The following is a 12,598-nucleotide window of genomic DNA, read 5'->3' as shown; positions in this document are numbered from 1 at the left end:
AAGGAACACGAAATGATTGACAAGCTCAAGCTCATCTCGCATGTCGATGCGATCAACTGGAACAAGATCGAAGATGAGAAAGACGTCGACGTCTGGAACCGGCTGACCAACAACTTCTGGCTGCCGGAGAAGATCCCGCTGTCGAACGACGTGCAGTCCTGGAACCAGCTCACCCCGGTCGAGCAGCAGCTCACCCTGCGCGTGTTCACCGGCCTGACCCTGCTCGACACGATCCAGGGCACCGTCGGCGCCGTCTCGCTGATCCCCGACTCGATCACCCCGCACGAAGAGGCCGTCTACACGAACATCGCGTTCATGGAGTCCGTGCACGCCAAGAGCTACTCGTCGATCTTCTCCACCCTGAGCAACACCAAGGACATCGACGAGGCGTTCCGCTGGTCGACGGAGAACGTCAACCTGCAGCGCAAGGCCTCGATCGTGATGGACTACTACCAGGGCGACGACCCGCTCAAGCGCAAGGTCGCCTCGGTGCTGCTCGAGTCGTTCCTGTTCTACTCGGGCTTCTACCTGCCGATGTGGTTCTCCAGCCGCGCCCGCCTGACCAACACGGCCGACCTCATCCGCCTGATCATCCGTGACGAAGCGGTGCACGGCTACTACATCGGCTACAAGTTCCAGAAGGGCCTCGAGGCGGCGACGCAGGAGCGTCGCGACGAGATCAAGGACTACGCGTTCAACCTCGTCTTCGAGCTCTACGAGAACGAGGTGCAGTACACCCAGGACCTCTACGACACCGTCGGCCTGACCGAGGACGTCAAGAAGTTCCTGCACTACAACGCCAACAAGGCCCTGATGAACCTCGGCTACGAGGCCATCTTCCCCAAGGAGGTGTGCGACGTGAACCCGGCGATCCTGTCCGCGCTCTCGCCGAACGCCGACGAGAACCACGACTTCTTCTCCGGGTCGGGCTCCTCGTACGTGATCGGCAAGGCCGTCAACACGGAAGACGCCGACTGGGACTTCTAGCCCTGGACCGGTAGGACGGCGGAAGGCCGGGAGCGCACTGCGCCCCCGGCCTTCCTCGTTCGTTCCGGCCGGCTAGTGGGCGGCCGTGGCGTCGGCGTGGCCCGAAGCGTCGTGCCCCGATGCGTCGTGCCCCGTGTCCTGCGCTGCGCCGTGTGCCAGGTGCTCGGCGATCTTCTGGATCTCCGGGCCGTAGGTCCCGGTCCCGGCGTCGGTGGCGATCTGCTGGGCAGCGGCATCCTGCTGCTCCGCCGGCAGTGCCTTGAGCGCGGTCAGGGCGCTCTGCAGCTCGACCGGGAGCTTGTCGAACAGGGCGGGGTTGTCGACAAGGCTCAGGGCGAGCTTGGTGACGGCGGGACCCGCGTCCGTGGTGTCCGTCGCGGTGTCGGCGCCGGCGCCGGCGCCGGGGGTGCCGGCGTCGAGGCTGCCCTCGAGCGCTGCGTGCAGGGCGGCGCGCAGCGGATGCTCCGGGTCAGCCTGGATCGCAACGGCGAGCGCCTGCGCCTGCCCGCCATAGTTCCCGGCGAGAGCCGACGTGGCGATGAATTCGGCGGCGGCGGTGCGGTCCCCGTCCGAGGCCTGCGTGAGGGTGGTCAGGTCGGCCTGCAGATTCGCAGGCAGGCTCGCAAAGAGCTCGGCGTGATCGGAGATCGTCGCGGCGACCTTCTGGGCCTTCTCGCCGAAGTCCCGTCCGTGCGCGAGGTCCCCGCGCAGCTCGTGCGCGACGGAGCTGAAGAACGAGGCGCCCGGGGTAGCGGGGGCGGATGCCGACGGGGTCGACGGGGTGCCCGGTTCGGCGGTTCCGCCCAACGGGCTGGCCGTTGCTCCCTGCATGCCGGTGCCGAGCAGGGCACCCGCGGCGAGCACGGAGGCGGCGCCGATCGTGAGGCGCTTCTTTCGAGAGGTGGCGGTAGCCGAGGAGTTCTTGTTCTGGGTCACAGTTATTCCTTTCGATTGCGTGCGGCCGACGGTGGGTGCAATCCAGGGCGGGCCCGGATGGCGAACCGATGCCGGCAGCACGTGGCGAGTCTAGGCAGCCGGGTCGGCCAGACCCTCCGTGTCTGCTGGGTGCCCGGCCCAGGAGACGGATGAGTGCTGCCAGGACTTCCCGCCCGATGTCGGCCGTCGTCCGGCAGGCATCCAGGGTCAGGTTGCCGCTCTCACCGGGCGTTTCCGGGGCCGGTCCAAGCGCGCGACTCTCCGTGGATGGCGACACCGGGTCCGGGCCCGGCGGTGCAGGAATTACGCTCTCGGCTGAGTCGGCGGCCGCAGCGTGTCCCTCGTTGGGGGACTAGTGCTCAACGTGAGGATGTGTCACCATAGACAGAATATCTCATTACCTGGTTCCACCCGTTGAGTCTGACGAACAGTCAGCTCCGGCGACGTACGCGCGACACTGAAGTGATTTGACACTGGAGTTACCGGGTTCAGCACCACGATCTGGTACTTCGGAGTCCCCTTAAATGAACAAGAATCACCTGGCGGCAGCGCTTGCGCTTTCGCTGGCTATACTCGGCCTCATCGCCCCCACGAACGTTTCTTCCGCCCAGGCGGCGACGCCGTCGTCCGTCAAGGTCGTCGACTCCGCAAACATCATCACGGACCCGGCCTGGTTCACACAGGCGTACAACGAGGGTATCCGTCTCTACGTGATGCACTCGACAGCGTGGGGAAGCTGCGCCCCCTGGGAGCACACACAGGCCCAGCTGAAGATGGCGCTCGACGCCGGCCTCAAGATCGCCGTCTACACCCGGGATGCGACGTGCTGGCAGGGCGGGATCGCCGCGGCCGGCCCGTACCAGTCGCAACTGCAGTTCTTCGCTCTCGACGTCGAGAGCGGCAGCCCGCCGGTCACCCGCGCGATGGTCGACGGGGTGCGCGCGATGGGTGTGCGGCCGGTGATCTACAGCGGTTCGGGGATGTGGCCGAGCATCATGAACAACAGCGGCGCCTTCGCCGACGTGCCGCTCTGGGACACCAATGCCGGTGCGGTGAACTACAGCGGCTGGCTCGCCGATACGGGCGCGCCCGCTGCGGTGTCATACGGCGGCTGGAACACCGCCGCGAATCCGCGGATCGGCGTGCAGCAGAAGTTCGAGCACAACCTGAACGGCGTCCTCGTCGACCTGAACTCGTTCGACGCGACCTTCCTCGGCCTCGGTGCCACGGCGCCCGTGGCGCCCGTGGTCGTGGCGCCTGCGCCGACGCCGACGCCGACGGCCACTCTCACCCCGACTCCGACTCCCACGCCGGCGCCGGCGAAGGTTCGGATCCACCACCGGCGCTGACGCGCGCATCCGCTCGCCCGCCGGACCGAGCGCGGGCGTTCCGCCGCCACGCGGGTGGTCGACCACCCGCGTGGCGGCGGAAGACCCGCGCTCGGCGATGCGCTCGGGGCGCGGGGGCGCGGCGGGGGTCAGTCCTCGTCGGGGATGACGACGAGAGTCACCGGGATGTTTCCGCGCGTGGCGCGGGAGTACGGGCAGACCTGGTGGGCCGCCTCGAGCATCTCCTGGGCGACGACGGGGTCGACGCCGGGCAGCTGGGCCTCGATCGTGACCTCGAAGTCGAAGCCGGTGGCCATTCCGCCGACGAGGTGCACCTCGAGCGAGACGGCGGAGTCGGTGACGTTGACCTTGCGCTGGCGGGCGACGCCCTTGAGCGCGTTGTGGAAGCACGCCGCCCAGCCGCTCGCGAAGAGCTGCTCGGGGTTCGTGCCCGCGCCGCCGTCGCCGCCCATTTCGGCCGGAATGGACAGGTCGAGGTCGAGCTTGTTGTCGCTCGTGACGACCTTGCCCGTTCGTCCGCCCCAGGAAGTGGCGGATGCGGTGTAGACGGCGGTGCTCATTGTGTCTTCTTTCATGGTGGGCCGGGGCAGACTGGGGGTGGCCCTTGTGGAAGTGCTTCGTATTCGAAACAACTAGGAGCGAGTCGTGAGTATTCCCCCGTCGGGCGGTGCGAATCCGGGCGATCCTGAGCGGATCGGCGCGGCCCCGAGTGTGTCGCCCGCGGAGATGCGCGCCTGGGCGGCCATCGTCGAGACCGCGAACATCGTGCAGTTCGCCGCAGACCGCCAGTTGCGGGATGCCGTGGGCCTGACCCTCGCCCAGTTCGAGATCCTGCTCCGGCTCCTCGAAGCGCCAGAGGGGCGGTTGCGGATGACCGACATCGCGGACGCGCTGACGGTGTCCCGCAGCGGGCTCACCTACCAGGTCGCCCGGCTCGAGGCCCTCGGGCTCGTGGAGCGACGCCCGTCACCCGGCGACGAACGTTCCGTCATCGCGCACATCACCGCAGCGGGCCGGGCGGCACTCGCCGCCGGCGGACCTGGTTACGTCACGCTCGTGCGTGAGATGCTCTTCGACCGCATCGGGCCGGAGGAACTCGCGACCGTCACCGAGATCCTCGGCGACGTGCGCGCGCAGCTGCGGTCACGTCCGAAGCGGTCGGCGTTCCGGCGTTCCCGCGGCGCTGCCGCTGCGGGGGATTGACCTCCCGGCGCCGCTCACGCCGTCGGGATCAGCTCGGTGCGGGGGCACGGCTGCCCGCCGACGAGATTGAGGCAGGACGCGAACACGGAGGGGTACGGTTCACTCAGCGAGGATCCGAACCAGGTGTTGTAGAACAGCCAGAAATTCAGGTTTCCGTGCGTCGAGCATCCGCCGCCGTCGCCGTTCGTGTCGGCGAGTGCCGCGGCATCCGGCTGGTACGGGGTGTAGTTGTACAGGTTCGCCGTGGCCTGGTTACGGATCTGAACCGTAGCCGCGCCGCACGCGGCGTCTGGGTTGTACGCGACGCTGACCGCGCCGACCTTGTAGGCGCGTTCGGGCTCCTGGGTGTACTGCCGGAACTGCCACGCGGCCCGGTAGACCTGGTTGAAGAAGCCGAAGTACTCCGCGGCGCAGTCGGCGGTATCCGGGCAGCCGTAGCCCGTCGCCCGCAGGTATCCGGATGCGCTGGGCCGGGTCAGCAGGGACTGTTCCTTCTGCAGCAGCACGAGGAGAACCCGCGGGCTGATCGTGCAGGCCTCGGCGACCTTCTCGATGATCGTGCTCGCACGCTCGTTCGGCTCGCCCGCGTACGCAGCGCAGTGTCCGGGGCCCTGCGCGGGTTCGGACACGGTCGACTCGCGGTACTCCCAGAGGCACGGCGACTCGTCGCGTCGCACACAGTTCCGGCCTTCCAGGAAGGACTGCACCTCGTCGGTCGTCATCGCATTGGGGTTGAAGAAGTTGTAGTCACTGATCAGGGCGCCGGCGTCGAAGACGGCGGGATCGGAGGGCGCCGTCCGCGGCACGACGACCGAGCGCACGAGGAAGCCGCCGGCCACGATCGCGGCGACCGTCGCGACGGCGATGAGGATTCGTCGCTGGGAGGCGCGGAGAGGCATGACTCCACCCTAACCGGGCCCGGCAAACGATCGGGGCCGGAGAGGTGCCAGCGCCAGGGCTGACGCGGGGCTGACGGTGCGGGGTGGCCGCGACGGTTCTTCTCGCGGTCGGGGGTGTTTTCCGTCGCGCCCCCTTTGCCGGGAGTAGCGTGGGAGCATGTCAGGCATCGATGCAGACCAGTCTCCAGCTCCCACCGGCAGTATCGTCGTCGGGCACGACGGCTCCGACTATGCGAACCATGCGCTCGCGGTCGCCCTCGACCTCGCCGGGCCGCTCGGCGCATCCGTCGTCGTCGTCCGGGCCTGGTCGATCGACACCGCTCCACGCCCGGCCGACTGGAAGTTCGGCTACGTTTCGCCCCTCACCGACTACGCCGGCGCGGTACGGGAGAAGCTCGAGGCCGATGCCGGGCCGATCGCGGCGCAGCATCCGGGAGTGCCCGTCGAGTACCGGGCGGCGTACGCGACGCCGCTCAGCTGCCTGATCAGCGTTTCCCGCGGCGCACGGATGCTGGTGGTCGGCTCCCGCGGGCGCGGCGGCCTCGCCGGGATGCTGCTCGGGTCGGTCAGTGAACAGTGTGTGCGACACGCGGACTGCCCTGTGCTCGTGGTGCGGCCCGGCGTACCGGCCTGAGCGGCCCCTAGCGTCCGGCCGCGGGGCTCCTGAGGTCGGCGACCGACGCCCGGGGGATGAGTTCCGTCGGGAGTTGGATGTCCTCGACCGGCTGACCCGGTGACTCGATCTCGGCCACGAGCCGTTCGACGGCGAGCTCTCCGAGTTGCTCGACCGGGCGCGCGACGACGGTGATCCCCGGGACCATGTATGCCGCCCACGGGCTGTCGTCGACCGTGACCAGAGACACTTCGCGTCCGATCGCGAGCCCCCGCGAACCCGCGACCTTGAGCACGGACAGCGCCATGTCGTTGTTGGAGGTGAAGATGACCGTGGGTGGGGAGGCCAGGTCGAGCATCTCTGCGACCGCGGCCTCCGATGACTCGGGGACGTCTTCGCTGAAATGCCAGACCTGGTCTTCGGGAGGGATGCCCGCGTCGGCCGCTCCGGCGGCGAAACCATCGGCACGGTCCCTGACGCTCGAGATCAGTGCGGGGGGCCGTGCGGTGGTCTGGCCTGCGATGTTCGCGGCCGTGATCAGGAAGCCGAGCCGGGCGTGCCCGAGGCCGACGGCATTGCGGACCGCCTCCCGCGTGCCGGTGAAGTCGTCAGTCGTGACCGTGGTGACGCCGAGATCGTCCAGGCGACGGTCGGCGAGCACGAGCGGGCGTCCGCCCAGGTTTCCGGCCTCGAGGTGCTCGCTGTGGCCGATTGCGGAGGGGAACACGATGAGGCCGTCGACCTGCTTCTCGAGCAGGGTTTCGATGGCCCCTCGCTCTACGTCCGGGTCCTCGTCGGTGTTGCTGATCAGGACCTGGTACCCGCGTTTTCGCGCGGCATCGACGATGGACTTGGTGGCGCGGTCGAAGAATGCGTTCGTGAAGTCTGCGATGACCACGAGTCCGATCGTGCTGGTCGACCCGGCGCGCATGGCCCTGGCGAGTTCATTGGGGCGGTAGCCGATCTCGTCTGCTGCGCGACGGACGCGTTCCACGGTGGCTGCGGACGTGCGCCCATACCCGGAGAGGGCCCGGGAGGCGGTGGCGCGGGAGACGCCGGCGTGCTCTGCGACGTCGATGATCGTCGGAGCGTGACTTCGTCGTTCAACCATGAACAATCCTCGTAATCGAAACGTTACCGAACAGGCTTGCGCCGCGGTGCTGTGTGCTGCAATCTTATACAAGTTTGCGAGAACGATCTCGCAAACGGCGTGTGCAGTCGCAATTGCAGTGCACCTATGTGTCAAAGGAGACCTCCATGAAGCGTTCGTTCCGAGCGATCACCACCGTCGGCGTCGTAGCCGCATTCGCCATGTCATTGGCCGCGTGCTCGACAACCGCGAGCACGGGAAGCGCGACCACGGCGACCGAAAAGAAGGACATCACCATCGCCTTCGTGATGGGCGCAGAGTCCGACCCGTTCTTCCAGGCCATGAAGGTCGGCGCCGAGGAGGAGGCCAAGGCCCAGGGCGTCAAGCTCATCTGGCAGGGCGACCCGGCCAAGTACTCCGCCGAAACGCAGATCCCGATCGTCGACGCCGTGCTCGCCCAGCAGCCCACCGGCCTCGTGCTCATCCCGACCGACCCGAAGGCCCTGCAGGCCTCGGTTGCCAAGGCCACAGCGGCCGGCATCCCCGTCGTCAACGTCGACACCCACGTCTCCGACCTCAAGGACGTCGTCAGCTTCATCACCGGCGACAACGCCGACGGCGGTTCCAAGGCCGCCGACGCGCTCGCGACCCAGATCGGCTACAAGTCCGGCGGCTCGTACAAGGTCGTCGTCGGACTCACCAGTGCCACCGCCACGACCAACGTGAGCCGCCTCGACGGCTTCAAGGCCCAGGTCGCCGCGAAGTACCCCGGCGTGGAAATCGTCGACGTCGCCTACTCCGAGTCCAACCCGGAGACGGCTGCCACGAACGTGAGCAACTGGCTGACCAAGTACCCGGACCTGAACGGCATCTTCGCGATCGACGGCACGAACGCCTCCGGCGCGGCCGCCGCGCTCGAGTCGAAGGGCCTCAGCGGCAAGATCGGCCTCGTCGGCTACGACGCATACCCGGACAACGTCGCCAAGATCAAGTCGGGCATCTTCACTGCCCTCGTCGCCCAGGACCCGGCCGCCGAGGCTCGCCTGGCCATCAAGACCCTCGTCGAATTCATCAACACCGGCAAGACGGCGACCGAGCACGAGGTCGTCATCCCCAACGTCGTCCTCGACTCCAAGACCTCTGACGCTGACTTCGCCAAGTACACCTACGTCAAGTAACTGACGCTTCCCGTACTTCACGAAAAGAGCCAGGGAGTCATCATGACCAACAGCAATCAAACCACTGCGCGGAAACCGGGCGTTCCGGCGGAACAGAAGCCGGTTCCGCTCGCTCTCACGGCGCGGATCAGCACCCTCGCGTCGAACCAGAGCACCATCCTGATCGGCGTGATGGTCCTCCTCGTCGTCGTCTTCTCGGTGCTGGAGCCCAAGTTCTTCTCCGCACTGACCGCCAGCAACATCCTCACAGACTGGGGATCGGTCGTCCTGATTGCAGTTGGCCAGACCTTCGTCGTGATCAGCGGTGGAATCGACCTCTCGGTCGGGGCCGTCATCGGTCTCAGCGGAGTCGTGTCGGCCTGGACGATGGCGAACGTCCTCACGGTCGACCAGACGGTGTCCGGCGCGGACGCGTCGGGCCCGCTCCTCATCGGCACCCTGGTGTCGGTGGGAGTGGGGCTCCTCGTGGGCCTGACCAACGCCTTCCTGATCAACAAGCTCCGGATCGTCCCGTTCATCGCGACCCTGTCGACGATGGGGGCCGCCCTCGGGCTCTCCGTGATCATCTCGAGCGGGCAGCCCATCGGCTCGGCCAACAACTTCGACCTCATCGCCGCGATGGACCCGAAGGTGAACCCGTTGTCGTGGGCCTTGATCGTCGTGATCGTCGGGGTGACCATCGCCGGCCTGTTCCTGCACAAGGCGCGGTTCGGCCTCTACACCTACGCGATCGGCTCGAACACCTTCGCTGCCCGCGGCGCGGGCATCAACGTCGAACGACACCTGACGTTGGTCTACGCGCTCTCCGGGGCCCTGGCGGGCCTCGCCGGGATGTACGTCTACCTGCGCCTCGGTGCCGGCTCGCCGTCATCGGGAACGGGGCGTGAACTCGACGCCATCGCCGCGGTCGTCATCGGCGGCGCATCCCTGATGGGGGGCATCGGCCGGATCTGGGGCACCGTGCTCGGTGCGCTCATCCTCTTCACGGTGCAGTCCGGCCTGATCATGGTCGGCGTCGCACCCGACTGGAAGAAGGTCGTCGTGGCCATCCTGATCGCCGCGGCCGTCGCTGCGCAGACGCTGCAGAGCAAGAACGGAAGAAAATAATGACCGGCGAAGTGATCTACGAAGTCAAGAACGTCTCCAAGCGCTACGGGTCGGTCGTCGCCCTCGATGGTGCGAGCCTCAAGCTGCACGCCGGCGAGGTGCTCGGCCTGGTCGGCGACAACGGCGCGGGCAAGTCGACGCTCGTCAAGGTCCTCTCGGGGGCTCACCAGCCCAACGGCGGGAAGATCTACCTCGACGGCGTCGAGCGCACCTGGGGTTCGCCCCGGGAGGCGCTCGAGGCCGGCGTCGAAACCCTCTACCAGGACTCGGGGCTCGCCCCGCACCTGACGGTGTCGCAGAACGTGTTCCTCGGCCGGGAGAAGACCGTCAAGGGAATCTTCGGCACGATGGGCTTCCTGGCCCGCAAGGAGATGGAGCACGACGCCCACGAGGACCTCGAGCGCGTCGGGATCGCCGTTCCGGCATCCGACCGCCCGGTGTCCCAGCTTTCCGGCGGTCAGCGCCAGGCCGTGGCGATCGGCCGCGCCGTGGCGTGGGCGCGCCGTGTGATCATCCTCGACGAGCCGACCAACCACCTCGGTGCACGGCAGGCCGGCGAGGTGCTGCATGTCATCAAGGCCGCGAAGGCGAAGGGGCTCGGCGTGATCTTCATCTCGCACACCCTGCCTCATGTGCTCGAGGTCACCGACCGGGTCGTCGTGCTGCGGCTCGGCAAGATCGTCATGGATGCCCCCACCTCGGAATTCGACGGGGATCGCCTGATCGGTGTGCTCACCGGAACCATCCAGACGGTCAGGGTCGAGGGCGACTGACCCGCCGGTCGGACGCTCCGGGAAGCAAACGAAGCAGCCCCCTGGCGGCGCACTGCAGACACTCGCAGTGCTCCGCCCGGGGGCCGTCTTCGTGTCCTGAGACCGTGCGCGCTGGTCTCAGACGCTCGTGCGGAGCAAACCCCCGACATCCGTTTCCGCCCCGCCCGCTGCGGCGCGATTGGCCTCCAGCCAGGCGGTCAGGTCTGCGGCGGACAGGGGACGCGAATAGAGGTAGCCCTGCACCCCACCCGTGCCGAGGGCCTCGAGGAGACGTTGCTGGTCAAGCCGCTCAACGCCCTCTGCGACCGTCGCGACGCCGAGCTGGGCGCACAGCCGAACGATCGCCTCGATGACGGAGCGGTCGAAGGGATTGGACACCGCGCCGGCGACGAAACTCATGTCGATCTTCACGATGTCGACGGGGAGCGCGCGCAATGACGTCAGGGAGGCATAGCCCGTGCCGAAGTCGTCGATTGCGATCCCGACGCCGAGCGCTCCGATCGCGCGGAGGCGACCGATCGCGGCGGGGGAGTCCAGTACGACGGTCTCGGTGAGTTCGATGATGAGATCCTTCGCGAGGGTCCCGGTGTCGGCCAGGCAGCCGATGATCGAGTCGACGAACCCCTCGCGGTCGAGCTCGTGGGCCGAAACGTTCACGTGCACGGCCATCGGCGCTCCAGGATTGGCCGTCCGCCATGCCGCGGCGTCGAGGCAGGCGCGTCGCATCACGAAAGCGCCGATACCGATGATCGCTCCGGTCCGCTCGGCGATGTCGATGAAGTCACCGGGGAAGAGCAGGCCGCGTTCCGGGTGTTGCCAGCGGACGAGGGCCTCGACGGCGGTGCACTGCAGCCCGGGGAGATCGAGGATGGGCTGGTAGTGCACGACGAGCTCGTCGGCGGCCGCCGCGGCCGCGAGCTGCCATTCGAAGGTGACCCTGGGATTGTCCACGCGGAGGAGGCCAGGCTCGAAGACCTGGACGCGGTTCTTGCCATTGGCCTTCGCCGCGTACATCGCCACGTCCGCCTGGTGCACCAGATCCTCGATGTCGATCCCTGCTGCTGCTGTGGCGATGCCGATGCTGACGCCGACCTGCGCGGTGTTCCGCTCGAGGGTCACCGGTTCGGCGATCGACCTGCCCAGGGCTGTGGCGATGCAGAGGGCATCGGAATCACTCTTGCCGGCCAGGATGATGGCGAACTCGTCGCCACCGAGCCTGGCGCAGATGGCATTGCTCCCGGTGTTTGACCGCATCCGCTCGGCGACCTCGATGAGGAGTTCGTTTCCGGCCCGGTGTCCGAGAAGGTCGTTGACGTCCTTGAAATCGTCGAGATCGAGGAAGAAGATGTGGACGCCGCTGGCATCGTCTACCGTGCCCAGGATCGCGGTGAGCTTGGCCATGAACGACGCACGGTTGTTGAGACCGGTAAGCGGGTCCGAACTGACCTGGACCGTGAGCTCCCCCTGGACCGTACTGTTGCGGAGGGCGAGCGAGACCTGGTTGGAGAGCGCCCGGACCGAAACGAGGGCCTCCGCCGGGATCGTGCCGGGGGCTCCCACAAGAATCCACGTATTCGCCTGGGCATTCGAGGCGAGGCAGGCCCACGCCAGGGGGGTGCCGACGGCTGCATCGAGTGGGAGGGAGTCGACGTCGGTCGCGCTGGCGTCTTTTCCATTGGAGGCAGACGTGATGACGGTGCCGGGCAGTTGCGCAGGCAGCGAGTCGAACTGGCCGGTCGCGCCGTCGACGCGCAGGACAGGGCCGTCGCGCATGACCCGCAGGACGCGCAGTCCGGGGGTGGCGAGGCAGAGTTCCTGCGTCGCAGCCCAGCCGATGACCAAGATATCCGCCTCGTCGATGACTCCGAGGAGCAGGGTTCCAGTCGCCGAAAGCTCACGGTCGCGTCGCATCGACTGTTCGCGGGAGACCAGCACCATGCTCAGTTGCCGCACGATCACGACGGTGAGGAACAGGGTCGGAATAGTGCCGAGCACCACCACCGGTGGCGTCATCGCTGCGGACCCGTTGACCGGAACCCACAGCACGACCGTGATGACGAGTGCAAGCGAATACAGCGAGCAGCGGATGAATGACCTCGCCGTGGAACCGTAGAGTCCGCGCAACCAGATGGCCCCGAACATGACCCCGAGGACGATCATCGGGTCGGGCAGTGTCAGTGCGAGCGCCACGAACGCGACGAAGTCGATCAGGTCGAGTGCGAGCGGAATCCTTCTGAGGATGAACGCGGAACACCACGAGGCGATCAGGGCGACCGCGGCCGTGAGCGCGACCAGGAGAACTCCGTTGGTGTCCGAGGCGACGATGATCGGAACGGTGAGCAGAACTGAGGCCACCGCGAACCACGTGAAGAGCCACCGGGTGCCCTCCGTCATGCAATCCGGGCGGCGGAACGGATTCCACAGCGCGGTGAAGAAGTGATGTTGTTGTATCGCGGTCATGCG

At 67.4% G+C, this 12,598-nt stretch carries 12 protein-coding genes; 7 read left to right on the top strand and 5 right to left on the bottom strand.

Annotated elements, in window-relative coordinates; all coding sequences use genetic code 11:
• The first annotated feature begins 12 nt into the window (after positions 1–12).
• Positions 13–987: a class 1b ribonucleoside-diphosphate reductase subunit beta gene (gene nrdF / locus RHM57_RS15075; RefSeq protein WP_134446785.1), complete on the top strand. Its 975-nt coding sequence runs from the start codon at positions 13–15 to the stop codon at positions 985–987.
• Positions 988–1,059: 72 nt separating this feature from the next.
• Here nrdF and RHM57_RS15070 read toward each other — a convergent pair whose 3' ends face one another.
• Positions 1,060–1,923, bottom strand: coding sequence for a hypothetical protein (locus tag RHM57_RS15070; RefSeq protein ID WP_322188515.1), 864 nt, complete (start codon positions 1,921–1,923; stop codon positions 1,060–1,062).
• A 524-nt stretch (positions 1,924–2,447) separates the two neighbouring features.
• Between RHM57_RS15070 and RHM57_RS15065 the strand changes: the two genes are divergently transcribed.
• On the top strand, positions 2,448–3,272 hold the full coding sequence (locus RHM57_RS15065; RefSeq protein ID WP_322188513.1) for a hypothetical protein: 825 nt from the start codon (positions 2,448–2,450) through the stop codon (positions 3,270–3,272).
• Between the two features lie 128 nt (positions 3,273–3,400).
• Here RHM57_RS15065 and RHM57_RS15060 read toward each other — a convergent pair whose 3' ends face one another.
• Complete coding sequence (locus tag RHM57_RS15060) at positions 3,401–3,832, bottom strand: organic hydroperoxide resistance protein (protein WP_134446791.1); 432 nt, start codon at positions 3,830–3,832, stop codon at positions 3,401–3,403.
• Positions 3,833–3,917: 85 nt separating this feature from the next.
• Between RHM57_RS15060 and RHM57_RS15055 the strand changes: the two genes are divergently transcribed.
• Positions 3,918–4,475: a MarR family winged helix-turn-helix transcriptional regulator gene (locus RHM57_RS15055; RefSeq protein ID WP_134446793.1), complete on the top strand. Its 558-nt coding sequence runs from the start codon at positions 3,918–3,920 to the stop codon at positions 4,473–4,475.
• 14 nt (positions 4,476–4,489) lie between these two features.
• Here the strand turns inward: RHM57_RS15055 and RHM57_RS15050 are convergent, their stop codons facing one another.
• A complete protein-coding gene (locus RHM57_RS15050; protein WP_134446795.1) occupies positions 4,490–5,374 on the bottom strand; it encodes a hypothetical protein in 885 nt (294 codons plus the stop codon).
• Positions 5,375–5,531: 157 nt separating this feature from the next.
• On the opposite strand from RHM57_RS15050, the gene RHM57_RS15045 reads away from it, so the two are divergent.
• A complete protein-coding gene (locus tag RHM57_RS15045; protein ID WP_134446797.1) occupies positions 5,532–6,008 on the top strand; it encodes a universal stress protein in 477 nt (158 codons plus the stop codon).
• 7 nt (positions 6,009–6,015) lie between these two features.
• Here RHM57_RS15045 and RHM57_RS15040 read toward each other — a convergent pair whose 3' ends face one another.
• Entirely contained in the window at positions 6,016–7,098 is a 1,083-nt protein-coding gene (locus tag RHM57_RS15040; protein ID WP_134446799.1) for a LacI family DNA-binding transcriptional regulator, read from the bottom strand.
• 146 nt (positions 7,099–7,244) lie between these two features.
• Between RHM57_RS15040 and RHM57_RS15035 the strand changes: the two genes are divergently transcribed.
• The 3 genes from RHM57_RS15035 to RHM57_RS15025 are packed head-to-tail and all read left to right on the top strand — an operon-like array spanning position 7,245 to position 10,135.
• Positions 7,245–8,255, top strand: a complete 1,011-nt coding sequence (locus RHM57_RS15035; RefSeq protein WP_134446801.1) for a substrate-binding domain-containing protein — start codon at positions 7,245–7,247, stop codon at positions 8,253–8,255.
• Between the two features lie 42 nt (positions 8,256–8,297).
• The gene (locus RHM57_RS15030) at positions 8,298–9,362 is read left to right on the top strand and encodes an ABC transporter permease (RefSeq protein WP_322188511.1); all 1,065 of its coding nucleotides are present in this window, start codon (positions 8,298–8,300) and stop codon (positions 9,360–9,362) included.
• Complete coding sequence (locus tag RHM57_RS15025) at positions 9,362–10,135, top strand: ATP-binding cassette domain-containing protein (protein ID WP_134446805.1); 774 nt, start codon at positions 9,362–9,364, stop codon at positions 10,133–10,135. The genes RHM57_RS15030 and RHM57_RS15025 overlap by 1 nt, the downstream gene beginning before the upstream one ends.
• Before the next feature lie 117 nt (positions 10,136–10,252).
• Here RHM57_RS15025 and RHM57_RS15020 read toward each other — a convergent pair whose 3' ends face one another.
• Positions 10,253–12,595: a putative bifunctional diguanylate cyclase/phosphodiesterase gene (locus RHM57_RS15020; protein ID WP_134446807.1), complete on the bottom strand. Its 2,343-nt coding sequence runs from the start codon at positions 12,593–12,595 to the stop codon at positions 10,253–10,255.
• Positions 12,596–12,598 lie beyond the last annotated feature (3 nt).

The organism is Cryobacterium sp. 10S3, from assembly GCF_034344045.1.
GTDB classification, from domain to species: Bacteria; Actinomycetota; Actinomycetes; order Actinomycetales; family Microbacteriaceae; genus Cryobacterium; species Cryobacterium glucosi.
Note: the sequence above shows the minus strand (reverse complement) of the source record. Positions and strands in the feature narration are given on the sequence as shown.